We start from the raw sequence: 25,625 nt of genomic DNA on the forward strand, positions 1-25,625 counted from the left end.
AGGGCAGGAGGGGGGTCAGTCGAGGGTCACGCCCGTGGAGCGCGCCAGGTCCAGCGCCACGGGCAAGAAGGCGGCGTAGGCGGCGCTGGCCTCGGCCGGGCTGTTGCCCTGGGCCTCCAGGCCCAGCGCCTCGACACGCTGGCGCACCTGGGGCTCGCGCATCACGGCGGCGACCTCGCGGCCCAGGCGTTCGACGATGGCGTCGGGCGTGCGCGCGGGCGCCATCAGCGAGATCGATCCCGTGATGGCATACACGGGCTCGCGGTAGCCCTGCTCGGCAAAGGTGGGCACATCGGGCAGGGCCTTGCTGCGGCGCGGTCCGGCCACGGCCAGGGCGCGCAGCTTGCCGGCGTCGATGAAGGGCTTGAGCGTGGCGGCCGAGCCCAGCGTCATCTGGATCACGCCGCTGATCAGGTCGATGGACATGGGCCCCTCGCCCTTGTAGGCCACGTGCAGCGACTGCAGGCCGTAGGCCTTGTCCATGAAGACCTGGACCTGGTGCGGCTGCGTGCCCGCCCCCCAGGAACCCATGGCGTACTTGCCCGGCGACTGGCGCACGGCCTCGACCAGGCCCTTGAAGTCCCTGGCCGGCACGGCCGGATTGACGGCCATCACCATGGAGGGCGAGACCACGTCCGAGACCATGCGCAGCTCGGTGCGCGGGTCGTAGGGCAGCTTCTTGTAGAGCACCAGGTTGGCCGTGATGGGCCCGGGCACGGTCAGCAGCAGGGTGTGGCCGTCGGGCACGCTCTTGGCCACATGCTCGGTGCCGATGATGCCGCCCGCGCCGCTGCGGTTGTCCACCACCACGGGCTGGCCCAGGCGCTTGGCCAGGCCCTCGGCCAGGATGCGCGCCACGGTGTCGGTGGAGCCGCCTGCCTGGTATTGCACGACGATGCGCACGGGCCGGGCGGGATAGCCCTCCTGGGCCAGCGCGGCGCTGCAGGCCAGGGCAAGGCAGGTCAGCGCGGCGGTGCGCAGCAGGGGCGTGTTCATGGTGGCCTCCGGGCGGGCGATGGAATGGGCATTGGCTTTCATGCAGCCTCCCTGCCGATGACCAGCGCATCGACGGCCACGCAGCCGCCGTCCTCGCGCGGGCGGGCGATCAGGGGGTTGATCTCGGCGCTTTCCAGCGTGGCGCCTGCGCGCTGCGCAAAGCCGGCCAGGGCGCACAGCGTGTCGGCAATGCTGTCCAGGTCCACGCGGGGGCGGCCGCGCGCGCCGTCCAGCACGGCAAAGGCCCGCAGCTCGCGCACCATGGCCAGCGCGTCGTCGCGCGTGATGGGCAGCAGGCGCAGCGAGACATCGCGCAGGATCTCGGCATGGATGCCGCCCAGCCCGAACATCAGCACCGGGCCGAACACCGGGTCGCGGTGCACGCCGGCGATGCACTCCACGCCGCCCTGCACCATGGGGGCGGCCAGCGCGCCGTCGATGTGCGCATCGGGCCGGGCCTGGCGCGCATTGGCCAGGATGCGGTCGAAGGCGGCCTGGGCGCCGGCCGCATCCGCCAGGTTCAGTGCCACGCCGCCCACGTCGGACTTGTGGGCGATGGCATCGCTGCAGACCTTGAGGGCAATGCGTCCGCCCATCTCCTGCGCGGCCTGCGCTGCCTCGGCCGCCGTGCGCACCAGCCGGTGCGGCACCACGGGCACGCCGGCCTCGGCCAGCAGGGCCATGCTGCGCTGCTCCGACAGCGTGCCCGCCGGCAGGTGCAGTGCGCTGCCTGCATCGGCCATCGCGGGCAGAGCCTGCGGTGTTTCATGCAGGCGGGCCAGCGCGCCAATGCAGCGTATGGCCGCGCCCGGGTCGGCAAACACCAGGCAGCCCAGCGCCTCCAGCGCATCGCGGCGCTCGGGCGGGCACAGCGTGCTGACGGCCAGCAGGGTGTCCGGATGGTGGGTGCGCAGCGTCTGCACCAGGCTTTGCAGCACGGGCCAGAAGGCGTCGGACAGGCCGCCTGCCGCGAAGAAGCCCAGCCAGCTGTCGAACTGCCGGTCGGCCAGCATCAGGCGGGCACTGCGCTCCAACAGCGTCATGTCGTTGGTGACCTGGCCCGTGATGTCCACGGGGTTGCGCGGCGCGGCAAACGGCACCCATTCGCGCAGCTGGCGCTGGGCCGCATCGGACAGCGGTGCCACGTCCAGGCCGGCTGCGCTGGCGTCGTCGGCCATCATGGCGCCCACGCCGCCCGAGACCGTGAACAGTCCGATGGACCGCCCCTTGGGGGCCCGCGCGATGGAGGCGCTGGCCGCCAGCGCGAAGAAGTCGGTGATGGAATGCGCGCGCAGCACACCGTAGCGGCGGAACACCGCGTCATAGACGGCATCGTTGCCCGCCAGCGAGGCCGTGTGCGATGCGGCGGCGGCCGCGCCCAGGGCGCTGGTGCCCACCTTGCACATGACCACGGGCTTGCCGCGCTCCTGCGCCAGGGCCAGGGCCGCGCGCAGCCGGGGGCCGTCGCGGCAGCCCTCCATGTAGGCCATGATCACGTCGGTCTCGGGGTCCTGGGCCAGCCAGGCCAGGCCATCGGCCAGCTGCACATCGGCCTCGTTGCCCGTGGTGGCCCACAGCGACAGGCCCAGCCCGCGCTCGCGCGCCAGGCTGTAGGCATAGGCCCCGAAGGCGCCCGACTGGCTGACTATGCCGATGCGCCCGGGCCGCACCAGGCCGCCGCCCGGCGCGGGCGAGAACGTGGCGTAGACCTGGTGGCCGGGGCGCATGAAGCCCAGGCAGTTCGGGCCGATGAGGCGTATGCCCGCCTCCTGCGCGCGCCGCGCCAGCGCCTGCTGGGCGGCCGTGCCGTCGGAGCCGGTCTCGGCATAGCCCGAGGAAAACAGCACCATGGACTGCACGCGCGCGGCGGCCGCATCCTCCAGCACGCCGGCCACCTGCGACTGTGGCACGGCGACGATGGCCAGGTCCACCGGCGCGCCGATGGCGGCCAGCCGCTCGTGCGCGGGCAGGCCCTGCACGCGGCTGGCGCGCGGGTTCACCGCATACAGCGCGCCGCCGTAGCCGAAGCGCAGCAGGTAGTCCAGCGGAATGCCGCCGATCTTGCTGGCCTGGTCCGAGGCGCCGACCACGGCGATGGAGCGCGGCGCGAACAGCGCGTCGAGCCGGGAAGTGTCGAAGCAATGGCTGTCGGTCATGTGTGTCCCTCAGAAGTTGTGGCGCACGCCCAGCGCCAGGGACCGCACGCCGTCGCCGCTGTTGGCGGCCACCGGCACGTTGGCGATGGCGGCCGAGGCATTGGCCGCGTTGCCCAGCTGCAGCCAGCGTGCGTAGAGCACGGTGCGCTTGCTCAGCGCGTAGTCGTAGCCCAGCGTCCAGGTGTTCTGGGCGCGGTCCGTGCCGCCCACCTCGCGCCGCGCCACCGAGACCAGCAGCTTGGAGCGCGCATCCACGCTCCAATCGGCGCCCAACTGGGCCAGCCTCGCCTTGGGTGTGCCGGCGCGGTCCACGCGGTTGATGACGTAGTTGCCCGTCAGGCGCAGCCCATTCAGGGCTTCCCAGCTGGCCGACAACGCCTGGTACTGGCTGGTGGCGGGCGCGGCCACGGGTGCGGCGGCGCTGCCTTCCACGGACTTCTGGAAGCTGTAGGCCAGGAACCAGGGCTTCTGGTTCCAGCCCAGCGTGGCGCCGTAGAGGCGGCCGTTGCTGCTGTTCGGCGAAGCCACTTCGCCAAAGGAATAGGCCAGGTCCGCCAGCCAGGGCTGGCCTGCCGGCGTGCGGTAGCGCACCAGGTTGTTGGCCCGCGCCGCAAACGGCCGCAGGCCGGCCTGGGCATCGGTGGCCGACACCAGGTTCAGCGAGGAAAACAGCGCGTTCATGCCCAGCGGATCGGCCCGGAACAGCGCGCCGAACATGGGCGTGTACATGCGGCCCATCTCCACGGCGCCCCAGCCGCTGTTCAGCCCCACCCAGGCCTGGCGCGTGAAGGCCAGGCCCGGGCCGGGAAGGGTGCCCTGGCCCGTGTCCGGCGCCACGCCGGCCTCCAGCATGAACTGGGCACGCAGGCCGCCGCCCAGGTCCTCGCTGCCGCGAAAGCCGATGCGCGATGCCGCGCTGCCCCCGTCCTCCAGCCGGCTCAGGCGCGTGGCGCCCGACCTTGCGCTGTTGATGTGGACGTCGACGATGCCGAACATCTCCACGCTGCCCTGGGCCCACGCGGACATGCCCAGGGCCGCCATGCCGCCGGCGGCCAGCCAATGCTTGTGCTTCACGAACTTGTCTCCTTGGTAGCGCCCCGGATGCTTTGCCCGGTGGCTTGCTTGCTACTATCCCGAGCGACAGGGATGCACTCTGTCAAGCCATTGACAAATGGCGGTACATGGGCACCGGACTAACCCGGGGCCTTCGACATCGTGAGAGAACCATGCGCTCCAAGCCTGCTCCCGTGGCCGACCCTTCGGCGCTGATCCGCCGCGCCCTGGGCCTGTGCCGCATGCTGCGCAACTGGCCGCCCGAGGTGCTCGATGAGCTGACGGCGCTGTCCCGCCTGGGCCGCTACGAGCGCCACCAGCAGGTGCGCGCCGCCGACCCCAAGCGGCGCGAGGTGCTGGTGGTGGCTTCGGGCTGCGTGGAAGTGGGCGGCGTGGACGCCACGGGCTCGCGCTTCGTGCTGTCCATGCACAGCGCGGGCGACATCGTCGGCCTGGCGCGGCTGCTGGAGCACACGCAATTCGTCTACGACTACCACGCGCACCAGCCCACCGTGCTGGTGGAGATCCCCGGCGAGTCTTTCCTGGCCCTGCTCGATGCCCATCCGCTGCTGTGGAAGGACATCTGCCTGCTGGTGCTGGCACGCATGCACGAGCTGATCGTCGTCCAGCAGCGCCACGCCTTCAGCAACATTGACAACCGCGTGGCCGAGCTGCTGGCGCGGCTGGCCCCCACGCATGGCCAGCCCGCGCCCGACGGGCAGGGCGTGGTGCTGCGCATCTCGCAGAGCGATCTGGCCGCCATGCTGTCGGTATCGCGCCAGACCATCAACAAGGAGCTGCGCCTGCTGGAGCAGCGCGGCCTGCTGCAGGCCGCCTATGGGCGGCTGACGCTGGTCGATCTTGCCGGCCTGGGGCGCGCGGCCGCAGCCGGCCCGGCAATGGGACAATAGCGCACCATGACCGCCTCCACCGACACCCTCACGATCACCCGTCCCGATGACTGGCACCTGCACGTGCGCGATGGCGAAGCCATGCGCAGCGTGGTGCCGCATACGGCCGCGCAGTTTGCGCGCGCCATCATCATGCCCAACCTCAAGCCGCCGGTGACCACCGCCGAGCAGGCGCTGGAGTACAAGCAGCGCATTCTCTCGGCCGTGCCCGAGGGCATGGTCTTCGAGCCGCTGATGACGCTGTACCTCACCGACAACCTGCCGCCCGAGGAAATCGTGCGCGCCAAGGCGGCCGGCGTCGTGGCCTGCAAGCTCTACCCGGCAGGCGCCACCACCAACAGCGACCACGGCGTCACCGACCTGCGCAAGATCTACCCCACGCTGCAAGCCATGCAGCGCGAAGGCCTGCTGCTGCTGGTGCACGGCGAAGTCACCAGCAGCGACATCGACCTGTTCGACCGCGAAGCCGCCTTCATCGACCAGCACCTGATCCCGCTGCGCCGCGACTTCCCCGAACTCAAGATCGTCTTCGAGCACATCACCACGCGCGAAGCCGCCCAGTACGTGACCGAGGCCGACCGCTTCGTGGGCGCCACCATCACGCCCCAGCATCTGCTGTTCAACCGCAACGCCATCTTCACGGGCGGCATCCGTCCCCACTACTACTGCCTGCCCGTGCTCAAGCGCGAGACGCACCGCCTGGCCCTGGTCGAGGCAGCCACCAGCGGCCTGCCCAAGTTCTTCCTGGGCACGGACAGCGCGCCGCACGCGGCCCATCTCAAGGAACACGCCACGGGCTGCGCGGGCTGCTACAGCGCCCATGCCGCCATCGAGATGTATGCCGAGGCCTTCGACAATGCCGGCGCGCTGGACAAGCTCGAAGCCTTCGCCAGCTTCAACGGCCCGGACTTCTACAGCCTGCCGCGCAACACCGGCAAGATCACCCTGGTGCGCGAGAGCTGGACGCCGCCGGACAGCTTCGCCTTCGGCGAGGCGCAACTGAAGCCGCTGCGCTCCGGCGAAGCCCTGCCCTGGAAGCTGGTTTAAGCTGGCGGGACTGCCACCCGCCAGAGGATTGCCATGCCTGAGCCGCAACCGCGCATCGCCCTGCTGATCGACGCCGACAACGCGCCGGCCGAGATGATCGACGAGATCCTGACCGAGCTGTCGACCTTCGGCGTCATCGACATCCGCCGCGCCTACGGCAACTGGACCAAGCATTCGCTCAGCGGCTGGCAGCGCAAGCTGCTGGATTTCGCACTGCGGCCCATGCAGCAGTTCGACTACTCCAAGCACAAGAACGCCACCGACATGGCGATGACCGTGGACGCCATGGAGCTGCTCTACACCGAGCGGCCCGACGCCTTCGGCATCGTCTCCTCCGACGCCGACTTCACCCCGCTGGTGATGCACCTGCGCTCCAAGGGCGCGGCCGTCTACGGCTTCGGCATGGCGCAGACACCCCAACCCTTCGTCAATGCCTGCTCGCGCTTCCTGTACCTGGAAGCGCTGGGCGAGGCGGCGCCCGCCAACGGCAATGGCCAGGACGCCGCGCATGAGGCAGGCCAGGCGGCGGTGCCGCCCGTGGCTGCATCGGCCGCCGCCGCGCCCCAGCCGCCCAACGGTGCCGGCAAGGAACGCGCGCCGGCCCAGGCCGAGCAGGCACCTGCCTCCTTGTCCGCTCCCGAGCCGCAGCGCCCCTGCCTGCGCGTTCCTTCGCAGGAGCTGCGCCAGGACACGCGCCTGCTGAACATGCTGCGCAGCGCCGTCAACGCCACGCAGGACGAAAGCGGCTGGGCCCATGTGGGCGCCGTGGGAGCGCAGATCGGCAACAAGGCCTCGTTCGATGCGCGCAACTACGGCTATGCCACGCTCACCAAGCTGCTGGCGGCCACGCAGGCCTTCGAGATGCGCGACGAAGGCACCTCGCGCGTGGCCGTGCGTGACAAGCGCCTGGCCAAGGCGCAGTCCAGGCCGTCCGGCAATTGACGTTTCCCATCGACTGGAATGCGCCCTGGCTGCAGGGGCTGCAAACGCAGGGCAGGGCGGCCTGCCTGCAGGTTGCGCAGGGCCGGCCGGTCTGGCAGGCCTTGCAGTCACTGGCCGACGCACAGGCGCTGCCCTGGCGCTTTGTGCCCCAGCACGATCTGCCCGAAGGCATGGCCTACGAGCAATTCATCTTCGAGACGCACTGCATTCCCACGCGCGACAACCTGCATGACTTCTTCAACGGCCTGATCTGGCTGCGCTGGCCTGCGCTCAAGCAGCGCTGCAATGCCCTGCAGGCCGGCGCCATTGCCCAGGCGGGCGTGGGCGCGCAGCGCGGGCCGCTGCGCGATGCCGTCACCGTGCTGGACGAGAACGGCGCCCTGCTGCTGGCGCCGGCCGCGCTGTGCGAGGCGCTGCGCCACCGGCGCTGGCACCAGCTCTTCGTGGAGCAGCGCGCACTATGGCGCCAGGCCAGGCTGCTGCCCATAGGCCATGCGCTGCTGGAAAAGCTGGTGCAGCCGCGCAAGCCCATCACGGCCCATGTGCTGTGCGTGCACACGGATGGTGCAGGCGTCACGCCGGCTTCTGGCGCAGCGGATATCGACGCCTGGCTGGCCGCCAGCGCCTGGCTGGAGCCGGACACGCTGGCGGCCAAGCCTTTTGCGCCCTTGCCGGTGCTGGGCGTGCCCGGCTGGTGGCGCGAAAACGAGAACTTTTCCTTCTATGATGACTCTCTCGTGTTCCGGGCGCCCCGTTCCGTACAAGCATCACAACAAGGAATGACAACGGCGCAGGACCCGGCTTGAAAACAGCCGGTGCGGCCCTCACTTTTCAACGCTGCAGGGCCCAGATCCTTCCCCCTTTCCCCACTTTGTGGAGAACCCACTGATGAAACGCATCGCACTTTTTCTATTGACCAACGTCGCCGTCGTGGTGGTGCTGGGCATCGTCGCCAGCCTGCTGGGCGTCAACCGCTTCCTGACCTCCAATGGCCTGAACCTCGGGGCCCTGCTGGGCTTCGCCTTCATCATGGGCTTTGGCGGCGCCATCATCTCGCTGCTGATCTCCAAGCCGCTGGCCAAGTGGAGCTCGGGCGTGCACGTGATCAATGAGCCGCGCAACGCCGATGAGGCCTGGATCGTCAACACCGTGCGCGGCTTCGCCGACCGTGCCGGCATCGGCATGCCCGAAGTCGGCATCTACGAGGGCGAGCCCAATGCCTTCGCCACCGGCGCCTTCAAGAACTCGGCCCTGGTGGCCGTGTCCACGGGCCTGCTGGAAGGCATGACGCGCGAAGAGGTGGAGGCCGTGATCGGCCACGAGGTCGCCCACATCGCCAATGGCGACATGGTGACCATGACCCTGATCCAGGGCGTGATGAACACCTTCGTGGTCTTCCTGTCGCGCGTCATCGGCTATGCCGTGGACAGCTTCCTGCGCAAGAACGACGAAAGCAGCTCGGGTCCCGGCATCGGCTACTACGTGACCACCATCGTGCTGGACATCGTACTGGGCTTCCTGGCCGCCATCATCGTGGCCTGGTTCTCGCGCCAGCGCGAATTCCGCGCCGACGCGGGTGCCGCCCAGCTCATGGGCCGCAAGCAGCCCATGATGAACGCCCTGGCCCGCCTGGGCGGCATGCACCCCGGCGAGCTGCCCAAGAGCGTGGCCGCCATGGGCATTGCCGGTGGCATCGGCAAGCTGTTCTCGACCCACCCGCCGATCGAAGAGCGCATTGCCGCGCTGCAAAACGCGCAGAACCTCTGATTCAGGATCAGGTTCGACACGCTGGAGCCTGTCCAGTGGGGCCCGGTCATCGACTGGGCTCCGCTTTCCGAAGCCCCATCAGAAATGCTTGTCCGGTGCTGCATTTATGCGAATGTAGTAACGTACAAGCATTTTCTTTGACGGAGGTGCGTCATGCAGATTTCGACCTTCAGCAGCCGTGAATTCAACCAGCATGTTTCCGCTGCCAAGAAAGCGGCCAGTGGTGACGACGTGGTCTACATCCTGGACCGGGGGCAACCTGCCCACGTGCTGATGAGCATTGAGAAATTCCGTGAACTGTCGGGGCAGACCCGGAACATTCTTCAATTGCTGGCCATGCCCGAGGCCGCCGATATCGATTTTGACATTGAGCGCGCGAAGGATTTGCCGCGCGCCGTGGACCTGTCCTGATGTATCTGGTGGACTCCAACGTCGTTTCCGAACTGCGCAAGGCATCGTCGGGCCGCGCGAACGATGGCGTTGTGGCCTGGGCGCAATCGGTCGCGGCCGAGTCCCTTTTCATCAGCGCGATCACGCTGATGGAGCTGGAGAAAGGCGTGCAGTTGAAAGCCCGGCAAGACCCGATTGCCGGGCAGGTGCTGCGCCGCTGGCTGGTGGAGCGCGTGTTCACGGCCTTTCAGGGGCGTGTACTGCCAGTGGATGCGATGGTGGCCATGGAAAACGCGGCCTACCACGTGCCTGCGCCGCGGCCGCTGGCCGACAGCCTGATCGCGGCCACGGCGAAGGTGCATGGCTTGTGCGTGGTCACCCGCAACATCAAGGACTTCGAGCCGTTCCAAGTTCATGGAGTGCGCGTCTTGAACCCTTGGATGTAGGGCCCGTCTCAACCCCACGTACAGCCAGACTTGATCTTTACCCAGGCTTCACAAGCCCCTGTCAACAACCGGCAGGGGCTTTTTCGTTGTATCTGCATGGCCGCCCGAAGTGCGGCCAGGAGTGCATCGTGAAGTCTGTATCGATTCAAACGCCGGGCCGTCGCCTGGTTCCGGCCCTGGTCCTGGCTGCCGCCACCGTGGCATTGACCGGCTGCGTGGTGGCGCCTGCCTATCCCGTAGGTCCTTCGGGCGAGGTGGTCTACGCGCCCATGGCGCCGCCGCCCCTGCAGACCGAGGTCATTCCGGTCGCTCCCTCGCCCGTCCATGTCTGGATCGGCGGCTCCTGGGGCTGGGGTGGCGGCCGCTATGCCTGGCGCCCCGGCTACTGGGCCGCGCCGCCGCATCCCGGCTATGCCTGGCGTCCGCACGGCTGGGACCATGGCCCGCGTGGCTGGTACCAGCGTCCGGGCGGCTGGTACCGCCGCTGATTCAGGTGGCAGCAGCGTCGCCGCTGCCGCTGCCGCCCTGGCCGGCCTTGGCCAGCAGGAAGTCGATGCAGGTGCGCACGGCCCGCGTCTGGTGGCGGTCGGGCAGGTACAGCAGGTACATGTGGGTGCCGAAGATGCTCAGGCGGTACTCCTGCAGGGTCAGCACCACCTCGCCGCTGGCCACCTTGTCCTGCACCACGTAGTCGGGCACCAGGCCCACGCCCAGGCCCGCCAGAATGCCCTGACGCAGGAAGGGGAAGTGCTCGGAGATCATGGTCGGCGCCAGCAGCACCTCCTGGCGGTCCGTTCCCTGGTAGGCCGACAGGCGCAGCTGGCGGCCCATCACGCCGGCCGTGATCAGCGGGCTGTTGCGCAGCTCGTAGAGCGTGGCGGGCAGGCCGTGCTGCTGCGCATACTCGCGTGAGGCGCAGGCCACGTAGTGCACATTGCCCAGGCTGCGCGCAATCACCGACAGCGGCGGCTCCTGGATCACGCGGATGGCGATGTCCACCTCGTCGCGCAAATGGTCGGCCCGGTTCTCGAACAGCACATCCAGCACGATGGCCGGATACAGCCGCTTGAACTCGATCAGCCAGTCGCTCATCACGATCTGTCCATAGCCGCTGGGCACGCTCAGCCCCACGCGCCCTGCCATCCCCTGGCCCAGCGACGTGATCGTCTCGCGCGCCGACATCATCTCGTTCTGGATCGCGCGGCCATGCTCGTACATCCGCAGCCCCACCTCGGTAGGCTCCACGCGCCGCGTGGTGCGCCGCACCAGCTGCACCCCCACCGATTTTTCGAGCTGCGTCAGGTGATAGCTCACATTGGCCCGCGTCATCTTCAGCTTGCGCGCCGCCTGGCTCAGATTGCCGCTATCGATGATTTCCACCAGCAGGGTCAGCGAGTTCAGATCCATAGGTATGTCCAGATACTTTGCTTCGCCCACAGCCTATGAAACTGGCGCGCTCCAAAGCCAGGGGCAGCGAGGAAGGGCCTACGCCGGCCGCGCCGCCCCGCACCGAGGCTGTCGTCCCCCTCCCTTGCGAAGCAAGCAGAGAGGGGGAAGGCGCGCAAGCGCCTCAGGGGGTGTTCAACACTGTCAAATACGTTTTTACAGTCTGTCAATCATTCATGGGATTGTAAAGAACCATTGTCGTGGCAAGAATGGATGTTTTGAGTGGAAAACCCAAGTTCGGAGACATGCAGATGAGCGAACAAGCCCAGGCTTCCGTGGTCCAGACCCGCCTTGATGGTGCTGTGCTGGTGGTCAGCATCAACAACCCCCCCGTGAATGCCCTGGGCCAGGCCGTGCGCGCCGGCCTGCTGGCTGCCGTGGAGCAGGCCGAATCGGATGCCGCCGTCAAGGCCGTGCTCATCGTGGGTGAGGGCAAGGCCTTCATCGCCGGAGCAGACATCCGCGAATTCGGCAAGCCCGCCATGCCGCCCTCGCTGCCCGAGGTGCTCAATCGCCTCGAAGCCTCCGACAAGATCGTGGTCGCCGCCATCCATGGCCCGGCCCTGGGCGGCGGCCTGGAAGTGGCCATGTCGGCCCACTACCGCCTGGCTTTGCCGGCTGCCAAGCTCGGCCTGCCCGAAGTCAACCTGGGCCTGCTGCCCGGCGCTGGCGGCACGCAGCGCGCACCGCGCCTGATGGGCGTGAAGGCGGCCGCCGACCTCATGCTCAGCGGCAAGCACCTGTCGGCCAAGGCCGCGCTGGCCGCCGGCCTGGTGGACAAGCTGGTGGACGGCACCGACGCCACGGCCGCAGGCCTGGTCTACGCCAACGAGCTGCTGGCATCCAATACCGCGCCGCGCCGCACGCGTGACATCGAGATTGCCGACAAGGCCGCCGCCCTGGCCGAACTCGACGCGCTGGCCGCCGAGACCGCCAAGAAGAGCCGCGGCCTGTTCTCGCCGCTGAAGATCGTGGAATGCGTGCGCGCCGCCGTGGAGCTGCCCTTCGACGAAGGCATCGCCAAGGAGCGTGCCCTGTTCGTGGAATGTCTGAACAGCCCGCAGCGCGCCGGCCTGATCCACGCCTTCTTCGCCGAGCGCGAAACCGCCAAGATTCCCGAAGCCAAGGCCGCTGCGCCGCGCCACTTTGCCAAGATCGCCGTCATCGGCGGCGGCACCATGGGCGCCGGTATCACGGTGTCCGCGCTGGACGCGGGCCTCACGGTGACCATGATCGAGCGCGACGCCGACTCCATCGCGCGCGGCCAGGCCAATGTGGAGAAGGTCTACAACGGCCTGATCGCCAAGGGCCGCATGACCGAGGAGGCCAAGGCCGCCGTCATGGCGCGCTACACACCCAGCACCTCCTATGACGACATCAAGGATGTGGACCTGGTGATCGAGGCCGTGTTCGAGGACCTCGAAGTCAAGAAGGCCGTGTTCAAGGAACTGGACCGCGTCTGCAAGCCCGGCGCCGTGCTGGCCACCAACACCTCCTACCTGGACATCGACGCCATTGCCGCCGCGACCTCGCGCCCGCAGGACGTGATCGGCCTGCACTTCTTCAGCCCCGCCAACATCATGAAGCTGCTGGAGATCGTGGTGCCCGCCAAGGTGGCGCCCGACGTGGTGACCACGGCCTTCGAGCTGGCCAAGCGCATGAAGAAGGTGCCCGTGCGTGCCGGCGTCTGCGACGGCTTCATCGGCAACCGCATCCTGGCCGTCTACAAGCAGGCTGCCGACTACATCATGGAAGACGGCGCCAGCCCCTACGAGATCGACGAGGCCGTGCGCGGCTTCGGCTACCCGATGGGCCCGTTCCAGGTCACCGACCTGGCCGGCGGCGACATCGGCTGGGCCACGCGCAAGCGGCGCGCGGCCACGCGCGATCCCAAGGCCCGCTACGTCGAAGTGGCCGACCGCGTCTGCGAGCGCGGCTGGTTCGGCCAGAAGACGGGCCGTGGCTTCTACCTCTACCCGCAGGGCGCACGCGTCGGCCAGCCCGACCCCGAAGTGCTGGCCATCGTCGATGCCGAGCGCGCCAAGAAGGGCGTGACGCCGCGCCAATTCACCCCTGAGGAAATCATGCGCCGCTACATGGCCGCCATGGTCAACGAAGGCGCCAAGGTGGTGGAAGAGGGCATTGCCCTGCGCCCGCTGGACGTGGACGTGACCTTCCTGTCCGGCTACGGCTTCCCGCGCTTTCGTGGCGGCCCCATGAAGTGGGCCGACATGCAAGGTCTGGACAAGGTGCTGGCCGACATCCGCGAATTCGCCAAGGAAGACGCGCTGTTCTGGAAGCCCGCTCCCCTGCTCGAAAAGCTGGTCGCCGAAGGCCGCGATTTCGAAAGCCTGAACAAGGCAGCGTAAGCCGCCCCCGCGTTTCCCCGCCATGCCCTTGACCCGCTCCGTCCAACGCAGAGCGGGCAGGGCCATGCACAACCACAACAATTTTCCAGAGACAAGCAAGGACCGACCATGCGCGAAGCCGTCATCGTTTCCACTGCCCGCACGCCCCTGACCAAGTCGCACCGCGGCGAGTTCAACGTCACGCCCGCTGCCCAGCTGGCGGCCTTCTCGGTCAAGGCCGCGGTCGAGCGCTCGGGCATCGACCCGGCCATGATCGAGGACCTGATCCTGGGCTGCGGCAACCCCGACGGCTTCCAGGGCCGCAACCTGGGCCGCCAGACCGTGCTGCGCGCCGAGCTGCCCCTGTCCATCGCGGGCACGACCATCACGCGCTTTTGCGCCTCGGGCCTGCAGTCCATCGCCATCGCGGCGGGCCGCATCGTGGCCGAGGGCGTGGACGCCATGCTGGCCGGCGGCGTCGAGACCATCTCGGGCATCCGCCCCGGCAACAACCTGCCCACCGACATGGACCCCTGGCTGGTCGAGCACAAGCCCGCGCTGTACATGGCCATGATCGACACGGCCGACATCGTGGCGCGCCGCTACGGCATCAGCCGCGAGGACCAGGACGCCTTCTCGCTGCAAAGCCAGCAGCGCACGGCCGCCGCCCAGGCCGCCGACCTGTTCAAGGACGAAATCATTGCCTGCGCCACGCGCATGGCCGAGAAGAACAAGGACACGGGCGAGATCACCTACCGCGACGTGGTCGCCACCAAGGACAACTGCAACCGCGCCTCCACCACGTTGGAAGGCCTGGCCAAGCTGGAACCCGTCAAGGGCCCGGACCAGTTCATCACGGCCGGCAATGCCTCGCAGCTGTCCGATGGATCGTCGGCCTGCGTGCTGATGGAAGCCAGGCAGGCCGAGCGCCTGGGCCTGTCCCCGCTGGGCGCCTTCCGCGGCTTTGCCGTGGCCGGCTGCGAGCCTGACGAAATGGGCATCGGCCCCGTCTTCGCGGTCCCCAAGCTGCTGGCGCGCCACGGCCTCAAGGTCGAGGACATCGACCTGTGGGAACTCAACGAGGCCTTCGCCTCCCAGGCCCTGTACTGCCAGCGCAAGCTGGGCATTCCCAACGAGCGCCTGAACGTCAACGGCGGCGCCATCTCCATCGGCCATCCCTTCGGCATGACGGGTGCGCGCCTGGCCGGCCACATCCTGCTGGAAGGCCGGCGCCGCAAGGCCCGGGACGCGTCAGTCAAGTGGGGCGTGGTCACCATGTGCATCGCTGGTGGCATGGGCGCCGCAGGCCTGTTCGAAATTTATTGAGGACACAGCAATGGATTTGCAATTTACGACTGAAGAACTGGCCTTCCGCGACGAGGTTCGCGGCTTCCTCAAGGACAAGCTGCCCGAGGACCTGTCGCACAAGGTCAAGAACGGCCTGCAGCTGACCAAGCAGGACATGGAGCGCTGGCACGCCATCCTCAACGAGCGCGGCTGGCTGGCCAACCACTGGCCCGAGCAGCACGGCGGCCCGGGCTGGAGCGCGGTGCAGAAATTCATCTTCGAGCATGAATGCGCACTGGCGGGCACGCCGCGCATCGTGCCCTTCGGGCTGAGCATGCTGGGCCCCGTCCTGATCAAGTACGGCAACGAGGCGCAGAAGGCCCACTGGCTGCCGCGCATCCTCAATGGCGCCGACTGGTGGTGCCAGGGCTATTCGGAGCCGGGTTCGGGCTCGGACCTGGCCTCGGTCAAGACGTCGGCCGTGCGCGATGGAGATCACTACATCGTCAACGGGCAGAAGACCTGGACCACGCTGGGCCAGCACGCCAACATGATCTTCTGCCTGGTGCGCACCAACCGCGAGGCCAAGGCGCAGCAGGGCATCAGCTTCCTGCTGGTGGACATGAACTCGCCCGGCGTGGAAGTGCGCCCCATCATCACGCTGGACGGCGAGCACGAGGTCAACGAAGTCTTCTTCACCGACGTCAGGGTGCCCGTGGAGAACCTGGTCGGCGAGGAGAACAAGGGCTGGACCTACGCCAAGTACCTGCTGACCTACGAGCGCACCAACATCGCGGGCGTGGGCTTCTCGGTGGCCGGCCTGGAAAAGCTCAAGGCCGTCGCCGGCCGCATGCTGCGCAACGGCAAGCCGCTGACGCAGGACCCGCTGTTCGCGGCCCGCCTGGCCAAGGTCGAGATCGACCTGGAGAACATGAAGACCACCAACCTGCGCGTGATCGCCGCCGTGGCCGGCGGCGGCGTGCCGGGCGCCGAAAGCTCCATGCTCAAGATCCGCGGCACCGAGATCCGCCAGGAAATCCTGTCCCTGGTGCGCCGCGCCATGGGGCCGTACGCCGCGCCCTTCATCGAAGAGGCCCTGCAGGCCGGCTACGACCAGCCCGCCATCGGCGACGCGGCTGCCGCCACGGCCGCCGCCGCGTACTTCAACTACCGCAAGCTGTCGATCTTCGGCGGCTCCAACGAAATCCAGAAGAACATCATCTCCAAGATGATCCTCGGCCTCTGATCCGGCAAGGAAAACGGAACATGAACTTCGAACACACCGAAGACCGCCGCATGCTGGCGGACAGCCTCAACCGCTTCGTCTCCGAGCAGTACGCCATCGAGGCGCGCAACCACGTCGCCTATGGCGAGGAAGGCCACAGCCCGCTGCTGTACGGGCAGTTCGCGGACATCGGCGCCATCGGCGCGCTGTTCCCGGAAGACGCTGGCGGCTTCGGCGGCCAGGGCTTCGACATCAGCGTGGTCTTCGAATGCCTGGGCCGTGGCCTGGTGGCCGAGCCGCTGCTGGGCGCCCTGGTCGTGGGCCAGGCCCTGATCGCGGCCGGCAGCGATGCGCAAAAGGAACAGCTGGCAGCCATCATCGGCGGCACGTCCATCGCGGCCCTGGCCCATGACGAGCCTGGCAGCCACTACGAGCTCAACAACGTCGCCACCACGGCCGTGCGCAGCGGCGACGGCTGGGTGCTGAACGGCGCCAAGGGCGTGGTCGCCTTCGGCGAGAAGGCCGACCTGCTGCTGGTCTCGGCCCGCACCTCGGGCAGCCAGTACGACGAGGCCGGCATCAGCCTGTTCCTGGTCCCCGGCAATGCCGCAGGCATCCAAAAGCGCGGCTACAACCGCATCGAAGGCGGCCGCGCGGCCGAGCTGGTGCTGGACAAGGTGCAGGTCGGCGCAGACGCCCTGCTGGGCGAAGAAGGCCGGGGCCTGTCCCTGCTGGAACGTATCAGCGGCTACGCCGTGCTGGCGCTGACCGCCGAGGCCGTGGGCGCCATGGACGTGGCCAAGGACCAGACGCTGGAGTACCTGCGCACGCGCAAGCAGTTCGGCGTGCCCATCGGCAGCTTCCAGGCCCTGCAGCACCGCATGGCCGACCTGCTGCTGGAAGTGGAGCAGGCGCGCTCGGCCGTGATCAACGCGGCCGCCGCCATTGCGGACGAAGACCGCGTGGCGCGCGAGAAGGCCCTGTCGGCCGCCAAGTACAGCATCGGCCGCATCGGCACCCTGGTGGCCGAGGAAAGCATCCAGATGCATGGCGGTATCGGCATGACCTGGGAGCTGCCCCTGGCCCACTACGCCAAGCGCCTGGTCATGATCGACCACCAGTTCGGCGACGAGGACCATCACCTCTCCCGCTACATCGCACTCGGCTCGCAACACTGAGCCAAGGAAAGCCGCCATGACCGAAGCGAACCAAGTCCTGCTGACCCGCCGCGAAGGCGCCGTGCTGGTGCTGTCCAACAACAACGTGGCCGCGCGCAATGCGCTGTCGCCCGAGTTCTACGCGGCCGTCTCGGCGGCGCTCAAGAGCGCGGCGACCGACCCTACCGTGGGCGCCGTGGTGCTCACGGGCGAGGGCGGCCACTTCTGCGCGGGCGGCGACCTGCGCCAGCTGGCCAAGCGCCGCGAGCTGCCTGTGCAGGAGCGACGTGCCAAGCTCGAAGGCCTGCATGACCTGATCCGCAGCGTGCGCGACTTTCCCAAGCCCGTGATCGCCGCCGTCGAAGGCGCGGCGGCCGGCGCGGGCCTGTCGCTGGCCCTGGCCTGCGACATGCTGGTGGCGGCGAAGAACGCCGTGTTCTCGGTCGCCTACGTCAAGGTCGGCCTCACGCCCGATGGCGGCGCCACCGCCTTCCTGGCCGAGTTCGTCTCGCGCCAGGTGCTGACCGAGCTGTGCCTGACCGGCGAGCGCATCAGCGGCGAGCGCCTGCACGCCCTGGGCCCCGTCAACCGCCTGTCCGAACCGGGCCAGGCCCAGGCCGACGCCGTGGCGCTGGCCGCCCAGGTGGCCACCGGCCCCGACCAGGCCATGGCCCTGATCAAGGACCTGTGCCGCCAGGCGCCGCGCAACACGCTGGAAGAGCAGCTGGAGCTGGAGGCGCAGTACATGGTGCGCTCGCAGGAGAGCGAGGAATCGCGCGAAGGCATTGGCGCCTTCCTCGAAAAGCGCGCTGCCGACTTCACCAAGCTGCGCGGCTGAAATGAAGCACCCCCTGAGCGGCTGCGCCGCTTCCCCCTCTCTCGCTACGCGGGAGGGGGACGGCGCCCTCGCTGCGGGGCGGCCCTTGCTAGGCGCCCCGGGTTTGGGCCACGCCAGTTGCAAGGGTTATGAGCCGTATGGACGTTGTTGAATAGAGGAATCTCAAGGAGACAAGATGGCAAGCAAGGAAAAATCGGGCGACATCGACTTCCCGCTGGAGGGTGTGCGCGTGCTCGACCTCTCGCGCGTGTTCGCGGGGCCGCTGTGCGGCATGGTGCTGGCCGACTTCGGCGCCGAAGTGGTCAAGGTCGAGCACCCGGGCCGCGGCGACGACACGCGCGACTGGGGCCTGCGCATCGGCAAGACCGAGACCACCTACTACAACAGCATGAACCGCAACAAGCGGTCCATCACGCTGGACCTGCAGACCCCCGAGGGCGTGAAGATCGTCCACGACCTGCTGCCCCAGTTCGACGTGGTCATCCACAACTTCAAGACCGGCGGCGCCGAGAAGCTGGGCCTGGGCTACGAACAGCTCAAGGCCATCAAGCCCGGCATCATCTACTGCGCCGTGGCCGGCTATGACAGCAGCGGCCCCGAGGCCAAGCGCCCCGGCTACGACCTGGTCATCCAGGGCGAGGCGGGCCTCATGGCGCTCAACGGCGAGGCCGGCACGCCGCCGCTCAAGTTCGGCGTGGCCGTGGTCGATCTCATGACCGGCATGTACGCGGCCCAGGCCATCCTGGCCGCGCTGTTCCGCCGCGAGCGCACGGGCAAGGGCCGCCTCATCGAGATGGCGCTGTACGACAGCGGCATCATGATCACCGGCTACTACGGCCTGGACGCCATGCAGCTCGGCCATGACCCCGAGCGCTACGGCAATGCCCACCCCTCCATCGTTCCCTACGGCATGTATGAGGCGGCCGACGGCCCGCTGATCATCGCCGTGGGCAACAACGCCCAGTTCGACAAGTTCTGCCGCCAGGTGGTGATGCGCCCCGACATCGTCGAGGACGAGCGTTTCTCCACCAACGTCAACCGCGCCAAGAACCGCCTGGAGCTGGGCCCCATGCTCAAGGAACTGATCCGCTCCTTCCCGCGCGATCTGCTGCTGGAGCGCCTGACGGCCGCCGGCATCCCCTGCGGCCGTGTGGCCGGCCTGCACGAGGCCCTGACCAGCGAGCGCACGCGCCGTGGCGGCCTGCTGCGTGACATGCCCCACCCCGTGGTCGGCACCACGCCCGTGTTCGCGCCGCCCTACCGCCTGGACGGCCAGCGCCTGCCCATACGCCATGCACCGCCCACGCTGGGCGAGGGCACGCGCGAGGTGCTGCACCGGCTGCTGAGCATGAGCGACGAGCAGCTGCAGCAGCTGCAGTCCAAGGGCGTGCTGACCCTGCCCGAGACCCCCGCGCAACAGGGATAAGAGGACCGACCACGCGACTGATTGCACGGGGGCCATTGATGCCCGGCTCCCGACCCGCCAGGTTTGCATGCCGCACCAAGACGGCACCCATAGACAGCAACACCCAGGAGACAAAGCCATGAGCAACCAAGTCACACGCCGCGACATTCTTCAAGGGCTGGCCGCCATCGGCGGCACCAGCCTGCTGGCCACGGGCGCCACCAGCGCCCTCGCACAGGCCGGCAAGCCGGCCGCGTGGCCCACCAAGCCCATCCGCGTGGTCGTGCCCTTCAACGCGGGCGGCGCCACCGACATCATTGCGCGCACCATCGGCGAGGCCCTGGCCAGGCGCGTGGGCCAGCCCGTGGTCATCGACAACCGCGCGGGCGCGGCCGGCATCCTGGGCACGGACGCCGTGGTCAAGGCGCCCGCCGACGGCCACACCCTGCTGGTCTCGCTCAGCACCTCCATGCTGATCAACCAGTTCCTCTACACCAAGCTGCCCTACAACCCGCAAAAGGACATCGCCCTGGTCACCCAGATCGCGGCGGCGCCCGTCACCCTGGTGGTCCATCCCTCGGTGCCGGCCAACAACATGAAGGAACTGCTGGCCTACGTGAAGGCCAACAAGGGCAAGCTCTCGTACGGCTCCTGGGGCGTGGGCTCGTATGCCCATCTGGCCGGTGCCTACATGAGCAAGACCATGGACGCCGACATGACCCATGCCGCCTACAAGGGCGAGGCACCCATGATCCAGGAGCTGATCGGCGGCCAGCTGCAGATGTGCTTTTCCAGCGCGCTCAACACCAAGCCCTTCATCGACTCGGGCAAGCTCAAGGCCATCGGCGTCACCGGCAAGGAGCGCATGGAAATCCTGCCCAAGCTGCCCACCATCCATGAACAGGGCGTCACCGACGACGCCTACGCCATCTACGGCTGGGTGGCCATGGGCGCACCGGCCGGCGTGCCCAAGGAGATCGTGGACCAGCTCTACGGCCACCTGCGCGAAATCGCCAAGGACCCCAAGGTGCTGGAGCGCACCGTGGGAGCAGGCTTCATGCCGCTGATGAACAGCCCGCAGGCCTTCCGCGAGAACTACCAGCGCGACATGCCGATCTGGAAGGCGCTGGTGGAGGAAGCCGGCGCGAAGCTTGATTGATTTTTCCGGCCCGCAGCAGCGGGCCGCCACCGACGACTGCTGAGACAGCTTTGAGAGGAGACTTCATGTACACGCGCAATCCCGCATCCCCGGCACGCCCCACGCGGCGCAGCGTTCTGGCCCTGGCCGCAGCCCCGCTGCTGGCCGGCATGGCCGGCGGCGCCCTGGCCGAGACCGGCTGGCCCAGCAAGATGCTGCGGCTGGTCGTGCCCTTCCCGGCGGGCGGCCCCACCGACACGGCATCGCGCATCGTGGGCCAGAAGCTGGGCGAGCGTCTGAAGCAGACCGTGGTGGTGGAAAACCGCCCCGGCGCCTCCGGCTCCATCGCGGCCGTGCAGGTCGCCAAGAGCCCGGCCGACGGCTACACGCTGATGATGCTGGCCACGCCCACGCTGCTGGCGCCGCACCTGTACAAGAAGGCCGGTTACGACACCGTCAAGGACTTCACGCCCGTGGCCACGGTCTATGACCTGCCCATCGTCATCGTGGTCAACCCCACGCTGCTGCCCGATGTCACCGACCTCAAGAGCCTGATCGCCCACGCCAAGGCGCAGAAGGTCGCGCTCAACTACACCAGCTCGGGCGCAGGCAGCTTCGGCCACCTGAGCATGGAGCTGCTCAAGCAGATGGCCGGCTTCGACATGCAGCACGTGCCCTACAAGGGCGGCGTGCCCGCCATCACCGACACCATCGGCGGCCAGGTGCCCATCATGTATGCCGACCTCGTGGCCGCGCTGCCCCACATCCAGGCCGGCAAGCTGCGCGCCATCGCCGTGGGATCGCCCCAGCGCGTGGCCATGCTGCCCGACACCAAGACCATTGCCGAGCAGGGCATCAAGGGCTACGACGCCGTCTCCTGGGGCGGCCTGCTGGCGCCCCAGGGCACGCCTAAGGCCGTGGTCGACCGCATCGCCAGCGAAGTTCAGCAGATCCTGGCCGACAAGGACATCCAGGACAAGCTGCTCAACGCAGGCGCCATCGCCGCCTACCAGAACCCCGCCCAGCTGGGCCAGCGCATCCAGCAGGACTACACGCGCTGGGGCCAGCTGATCCGCGACAAGGGCATTGCAGTGGAGTGACATCGACATGAAGACACGCATCACCGAACTCTTTGGCATAGAGCACCCCATCATCCAGGGGGGCATGCACCATGTGGGCCTGGCCGAACTGGCCGCCGCTGTCTCCAACGCGGGCGGGCTGGGGCTGATCACGGGCCTGACCCAGCGCACGCCCGAACTGCTGGCGCGCGAGATCGCGCGCTGCCGCGAGATGACGGACAAGCCCTTCGGCGTCAACCTGACCTTCCTGCCCTCGGTCAACCCGCCCGACTACCCGGGCTACGTCAAGGCCATCATCGAAGGCGGCGTCAAGGTCGTGGAGACGGCGGGCAACAACCCGCAGAAATGGCTGCCCGCGCTCAAGGAAGCCGGCATCAAGGTCATCCACAAGTGCACCTCGGTGCGCCATGCGCTCAAGGCCGAGGCCATCGGCTGCGACGCCATCAGCGTGGACGGCTTCGAATGCGGCGGCCATCCGGGCGAGGACGACATTCCCAATTTCATCCTGCTGCCGCGCGCGGCCGAAGAACTGAAGATTCCCTTTGTCGCCTCGGGCGGCATGGCCGACGGCCGCTCGCTGGTGGCTGCGCTGGCGCTGGGCGCCGAGGGCATCAACATGGGCACGCGCTTCATCGCCACCCAGGAAGCGCCCGTGCACGACAACGTCAAGCAGGCCATCGTCGCGGCCAGCGAGCTGGACACGCGCCTGGTCATGCGCCCGCTGCGCAACACCGAGCGCGTGCTGACCAACCCGGCCACCGAGCGCCTGCTGCAAAAGGAGCGCGAGCTGGGCGCGGCCATCACCTTTGCCGACATCGCGCCCGAGGTGGCCGGCGTCTATCCGCGCATCATGCATGACGGCGACATGGACGCAGGCGTCTGGTCCTGTGGCATGGTGGCCGGCCTGATCAACGACGTGCCCACGGTCCAGCAGCTGATCTCCGGCATCATGGACCAGGCCCATGCACTGATCAACGAGCGGTTGGCCGGCCTGGCCCGCTGACCGCCCATCTTCACAGGACTTACGCAAACAGGATGCGACAACGTGCTGCGCCCCATGGCAAGCCGCTTGCCTTGTTCCTTCTTGCGTAGGTCGTACTTCAAAAACCAGGAAAGAGCTTTCTCATGAAAATCCTTGTACCCGTCAAACGTGTCGTGGACTACAACGTGAAGGTCCGCGTGAAGTCGGACGGCACGGGCGTGGACATCGCCAACGTCAAGATGAGCATGAACCCCTTTGACGAAATCGCCGTCGAAGAAGCCGTTCGCCTCAAGGAAAAGGGCGTGGTCACCGAAGTCATCGCCGTCTCCTGCGGCGTGGCCCAGTGCCAGGAAACCCTGCGCACGGCCATGGCCATCGGTGCCGACCGCGGCATCCTGGTGGAGACCACCGAGGAGCTGCAGCCCCTGGCCGTCGCCAAGCTGCTCAAGGCCCTGGTGGACAAGGAGCAGCCCGGCCTGATCATCCTGGGCAAGCAGGCCATCGACGACGATGCCAACCAGACCGGCCAGATGCTGGCGGCCCTGGCCGACCTGCCGCAAGCCACCTTCGCCTCCAAGGTCGAAGTCGCTGGCGACAAGGTGAATGTCACGCGTGAAGTGGACGGCGGCCTGGAAACCCTGGCCCTGAGCCTGCCGGCCGTCATCACCACCGACCTGCGCCTGAACGAGCCGCGCTACGTCACGCTGCCCAACATCATGAAGGCCAAGAAAAAGCAGCTGGACACGGTCAAGCCTGAAGAGCTGGGCGTCGATGTCGCCCCGCGCCTGAAGACGCTCAAGGTGGCCGAGCCCGCCAAGCGCGGCGCTGGCGTGAAGGTGCCCGATGTGGCGACCCTGGTCAGCAAGCTCAAGAACGAAGCCAAGGTCATCTAAAGGAATTCGCAGACATGACATCCCTCGTTATTGCAGAACACGACAACGCTTCCATCAAGAGCGCCACGCTCAACACCGTCACTGCGGCCCTGGCCTGCGGCGGCGACGTGCATGTGCTGGTGGCGGGCGAGAATGCCGGCGCCGCCGCGCAGGCCGCGGCCCAGATCGCTGGCGTTGCCAAGGTCATCCACGCCGATGGCGCCAGCCTGAAGGACGGCCTGGCCGAGAACATCGCGGCGCAAGTGCTGGCGATTGCCTCGAACTACAGCCACATCCTGTTCCCCGCCACCGCCAGCGGCAAGAACGCCGCGCCGCGCGTGGCCGCCAAGCTGGACGTGGCCCAGATCAGCGACATCACCAAGGTGGACAGCGCCGACACCTTCGAGCGCCCCATCTACGCGGGCAACGCCATTGCCACGGTGCAAAGCAGCGACAAGATCAAGGTCATCACCGTGCGTGGCACGGGCTTTGACGCAGCGGCCACCACGGGCGGCAGCGCCCAGGTGGAGCAGCTGGCCGCCGCTGGCGACAGCGGCAAGAGCAGCTTCGTGGGCCGTGAAGTGACCAAGAGCGACCGCCCCGAGCTGACGGCCGCCAAGATCATCGTCTCCGGCGGCCGCGCGCTGGGCAGCAGCGAGAAGTTCAACGAGGTCATGACCCCGCTGGCCGACAAGCTGGGCGCCGCCATCGGCGCCAGCCGCGCAGCGGTGGACGCAGGCTATGCGCCCAATGACCTGCAGGTCGGCCAGACCGGCAAGATCGTGGCGCCCCAGCTGTACATTGCGGCCGGTATTTCCGGCGCCATCCAGCACTTGGCCGGCATGAAGGACTCCAAGGTGATCGTGGCGATCAACAAGGACCCCGAGGCACCGATCTTCTCGGTGGCCGACTACGGCCTGGAAGCCGACCTGTTCCAGGCCGTGCCCGAGCTGGTGCAGTCGCTGTAAGAATGCAAGGCGCCGCACCGGGAGGCGGTGCCAACGGGCCCGGGTGAAGTATCCGGGCCCTGGCCAGAGCGGCACACAAGGCATGTGCCCCGGCCCCACCTGGTTCAGAGATGCAGGAGACAGACATGCAGATTTCCATTGGCCGCCGCAGCCTTGCGCTTGCGGCTGTTGTCTTTGTGGCCACCACGGGCGCCAGCGCGCCGGCATGGGCCCAGGCCAGCGACTTTCCCACGCGCCCGATCACGCTGATCGTGCCCTTCCCCGCAGGCGGCTCCACCGACCGCCACATGCGCACCCTGGCCGACATCGCGGGCAAGCAGCTGGGCCAGGCCATCATCGTGGAGAACAAGCCCGGCGCGGGCGGCACGCTGGGCCCGGGCAACATGTCCCGCACGGCCAAGCCCGATGGCTACACCATCACCCAGTTCCCCATGTCCATGCTGCGCATGGCGCACATGCAGAAGACGGCCTGGAACCCGGTCACGGACTTCACCTACATCATCGGCGTCTCGGGCTACACCTTCGGCTTCACGGTGCGCTCGGACTCGCCCTACAAGAGCTTCAACGAATACATTGCCGCCGCGCGCAAGAGCCCCGGCAAGATCGAGTACGGCTCCACCGGCATAGGCTCCTCGCCCCACCTGCTGATGGAGGAGCTGGCCGAGAACGCCAAGGTCACGCTCAACCACGTGCCCTTCAAGGGCAACGCCGACCTGCAGCAGGCCCTGCTGGGCGGCCACGTGGCCGCGCAAAGCGATGCCTCGGGCTGGGACACCTATGTGGATGGCGGCCAGATGCGCCTGCTCATGACCTTCGGCGAAAAGCGCACCCAGCGCTGGCCCGACGTGCCCACGGCCAAGGAGCTGGGCTATGGCGTGGTCTCCACCTCGCCCTACGGACTGGCCGGCCCCAAGGGCATGGACCCGGCCGTGGTGCGCAAGCTGCACGACGCCTTCAAGAAAGCCATGGATGACCCGCGCCACATCGAGGTGCTCAAGCAGCTGAACCAGGACGCCTGGTACCGCTCCGGCGCCGACTATGCGCAGTGGGTGCGCGAGGCCTATGCCAAGGACAAGGTCCTGATCGACCGCCTGGGCCTGGCCGCCAAGTAGGCCTGTCCTCCAACGCGCCCGCAGGGCCAGGGGGCTGGCGGGCGCAGTCCGCTTGAGATT

The 25,625-nt window shown here is 68.1% G+C and carries 24 protein-coding genes; 20 read left to right on the plus strand and 4 right to left on the minus strand.

What is annotated here, in order from left to right; translation table 11 throughout:
• Nucleotides 1-15: 15 nt before the first annotated feature.
• Genes ACF8ML_RS25700 through ACF8ML_RS25710 form a run of 3 tightly spaced genes read right to left on the minus strand, consistent with a single transcriptional unit; the run spans nt 16 to nt 4,226 of the window.
• Nucleotides 16-1,038 carry a Bug family tripartite tricarboxylate transporter substrate binding protein gene (locus tag ACF8ML_RS25700; protein WP_392408334.1) on the minus strand — a complete coding sequence of 341 codons (1,023 nt, stop codon included), beginning with the start codon at nt 1,036-1,038 and terminating at the stop codon, nt 16-18.
• A complete protein-coding gene (locus ACF8ML_RS25705; RefSeq protein ID WP_392408335.1) occupies nt 1,035-3,152 on the minus strand; it encodes an acetate--CoA ligase family protein in 2,118 nt (705 codons plus the stop codon). The genes ACF8ML_RS25700 and ACF8ML_RS25705 overlap by 4 nt, the downstream gene beginning before the upstream one ends.
• A gap of 9 nt (nt 3,153-3,161) precedes the next feature.
• A complete protein-coding gene (locus ACF8ML_RS25710) occupies nt 3,162-4,226 on the minus strand; it encodes a porin (protein ID WP_392408336.1) in 1,065 nt (354 codons plus the stop codon).
• Nucleotides 4,227-4,378: 152 nt separating this feature from the next.
• Here ACF8ML_RS25710 and ACF8ML_RS25715 point away from each other — a divergent pair, with 152 nt between their 5' ends.
• The 8 genes from ACF8ML_RS25715 (at nt 4,379) to ACF8ML_RS25750 (ending at nt 10,196) form a co-directional block, all read left to right on the plus strand.
• On the plus strand, nt 4,379-5,116 hold the full coding sequence (locus ACF8ML_RS25715) for a Crp/Fnr family transcriptional regulator (RefSeq protein ID WP_016451782.1): 738 nt from the start codon (nt 4,379-4,381) through the stop codon (nt 5,114-5,116).
• Nucleotides 5,117-5,122: 6 nt separating this feature from the next.
• A complete protein-coding gene (pyrC, locus tag ACF8ML_RS25720; protein WP_392408337.1) occupies nt 5,123-6,163 on the plus strand; it encodes a dihydroorotase in 1,041 nt (346 codons plus the stop codon).
• Between the two features lie 33 nt (nt 6,164-6,196).
• A complete protein-coding gene (locus ACF8ML_RS25725; RefSeq protein WP_016451781.1) occupies nt 6,197-7,105 on the plus strand; it encodes an NYN domain-containing protein in 909 nt (302 codons plus the stop codon).
• On the plus strand, nt 7,102-7,911 hold the full coding sequence (locus tag ACF8ML_RS25730) for a DUF3025 domain-containing protein (protein WP_392408338.1): 810 nt from the start codon (nt 7,102-7,104) through the stop codon (nt 7,909-7,911). Before ACF8ML_RS25725 ends, ACF8ML_RS25730 begins: the two co-directional genes overlap by 4 nt.
• Nucleotides 7,912-7,993: 82 nt before the next feature.
• Complete coding sequence (gene htpX / locus ACF8ML_RS25735; RefSeq protein ID WP_013804154.1) at nt 7,994-8,872, plus strand: protease HtpX; 879 nt, start codon at nt 7,994-7,996, stop codon at nt 8,870-8,872.
• 153 nt (nt 8,873-9,025) lie between these two features.
• Entirely contained in the window at nt 9,026-9,283 is a 258-nt protein-coding gene (locus ACF8ML_RS25740; RefSeq protein ID WP_016450294.1) for a type II toxin-antitoxin system Phd/YefM family antitoxin, read from the plus strand.
• Nucleotides 9,283-9,708, plus strand: a complete 426-nt coding sequence (locus tag ACF8ML_RS25745; RefSeq protein ID WP_016450295.1) for a type II toxin-antitoxin system VapC family toxin — start codon at nt 9,283-9,285, stop codon at nt 9,706-9,708. Before ACF8ML_RS25740 ends, ACF8ML_RS25745 begins: the two co-directional genes overlap by 1 nt.
• A 128-nt stretch (nt 9,709-9,836) precedes the next feature.
• Nucleotides 9,837-10,196: a YXWGXW repeat-containing protein gene (locus tag ACF8ML_RS25750; RefSeq protein ID WP_012203321.1), complete on the plus strand. Its 360-nt coding sequence runs from the start codon at nt 9,837-9,839 to the stop codon at nt 10,194-10,196.
• Between the two features lies 1 nt (nt 10,197).
• Here ACF8ML_RS25750 and ACF8ML_RS25755 read toward each other — a convergent pair whose 3' ends face one another.
• Nucleotides 10,198-11,115 carry a LysR family transcriptional regulator gene (locus ACF8ML_RS25755; protein ID WP_197953279.1) on the minus strand — a complete coding sequence of 306 codons (918 nt, stop codon included), beginning with the start codon at nt 11,113-11,115 and terminating at the stop codon, nt 10,198-10,200.
• A 290-nt stretch (nt 11,116-11,405) separates the two neighbouring features.
• Here ACF8ML_RS25755 and ACF8ML_RS25760 point away from each other — a divergent pair, with 290 nt between their 5' ends.
• The 12 genes from ACF8ML_RS25760 (at nt 11,406) to ACF8ML_RS25815 (ending at nt 25,565) form a co-directional block, all read left to right on the plus strand.
• Nucleotides 11,406-13,523: a 3-hydroxyacyl-CoA dehydrogenase NAD-binding domain-containing protein gene (locus ACF8ML_RS25760; protein ID WP_392408339.1), complete on the plus strand. Its 2,118-nt coding sequence runs from the start codon at nt 11,406-11,408 to the stop codon at nt 13,521-13,523.
• A gap of 108 nt (nt 13,524-13,631) precedes the next feature.
• A complete protein-coding gene (locus ACF8ML_RS25765; RefSeq protein WP_151020248.1) occupies nt 13,632-14,828 on the plus strand; it encodes an acetyl-CoA C-acyltransferase in 1,197 nt (398 codons plus the stop codon).
• A 10-nt stretch (nt 14,829-14,838) separates the two neighbouring features.
• Nucleotides 14,839-16,035 (plus strand): acyl-CoA dehydrogenase family protein, encoded by a 1,197-nt coding sequence (locus ACF8ML_RS25770; RefSeq protein WP_016450299.1) that lies wholly within the window; start codon nt 14,839-14,841, stop codon nt 16,033-16,035.
• A gap of 20 nt (nt 16,036-16,055) precedes the next feature.
• Nucleotides 16,056-17,192, plus strand: coding sequence for an acyl-CoA dehydrogenase family protein (locus tag ACF8ML_RS25775; RefSeq protein ID WP_046240841.1), 1,137 nt, complete (start codon nt 16,056-16,058; stop codon nt 17,190-17,192).
• A 16-nt stretch (nt 17,193-17,208) separates the two neighbouring features.
• Entirely contained in the window at nt 17,209-18,009 is an 801-nt protein-coding gene (locus ACF8ML_RS25780; RefSeq protein ID WP_013804147.1) for an oxepin-CoA hydrolase, alternative type, read from the plus strand.
• 175 nt (nt 18,010-18,184) lie between these two features.
• On the plus strand, nt 18,185-19,435 hold the full coding sequence (locus tag ACF8ML_RS25785; RefSeq protein WP_016450302.1) for a CaiB/BaiF CoA-transferase family protein: 1,251 nt from the start codon (nt 18,185-18,187) through the stop codon (nt 19,433-19,435).
• 118 nt (nt 19,436-19,553) lie between these two features.
• Nucleotides 19,554-20,573, plus strand: a complete 1,020-nt coding sequence (locus ACF8ML_RS25790; protein ID WP_016450303.1) for a tripartite tricarboxylate transporter substrate binding protein — start codon at nt 19,554-19,556, stop codon at nt 20,571-20,573.
• Between the two features lie 65 nt (nt 20,574-20,638).
• Nucleotides 20,639-21,652: a Bug family tripartite tricarboxylate transporter substrate binding protein gene (locus tag ACF8ML_RS25795; protein WP_392408340.1), complete on the plus strand. Its 1,014-nt coding sequence runs from the start codon at nt 20,639-20,641 to the stop codon at nt 21,650-21,652.
• A 7-nt stretch (nt 21,653-21,659) separates the two neighbouring features.
• Nucleotides 21,660-22,634, plus strand: a complete 975-nt coding sequence (locus ACF8ML_RS25800) for a nitronate monooxygenase family protein (RefSeq protein WP_012203331.1) — start codon at nt 21,660-21,662, stop codon at nt 22,632-22,634.
• Nucleotides 22,635-22,756: 122 nt separating this feature from the next.
• On the plus strand, nt 22,757-23,506 hold the full coding sequence (locus tag ACF8ML_RS25805; RefSeq protein ID WP_070080669.1) for an electron transfer flavoprotein subunit beta/FixA family protein: 750 nt from the start codon (nt 22,757-22,759) through the stop codon (nt 23,504-23,506).
• 14 nt (nt 23,507-23,520) lie between these two features.
• Entirely contained in the window at nt 23,521-24,453 is a 933-nt protein-coding gene (locus ACF8ML_RS25810) for an electron transfer flavoprotein subunit alpha/FixB family protein (protein ID WP_126311330.1), read from the plus strand.
• 125 nt (nt 24,454-24,578) lie between these two features.
• Nucleotides 24,579-25,565 (plus strand): tripartite tricarboxylate transporter substrate binding protein, encoded by a 987-nt coding sequence (locus ACF8ML_RS25815; RefSeq protein ID WP_016450812.1) that lies wholly within the window; start codon nt 24,579-24,581, stop codon nt 25,563-25,565.
• The last annotated feature ends 60 nt before the right edge of the window (nt 25,566-25,625 follow it).

Origin of the sequence: Delftia sp. WSY_10, assembly GCF_043104705.1 — a bacterium.
GTDB lineage: Bacteria > Pseudomonadota > Gammaproteobacteria > Burkholderiales > Burkholderiaceae_C > Comamonas > Comamonas tsuruhatensis.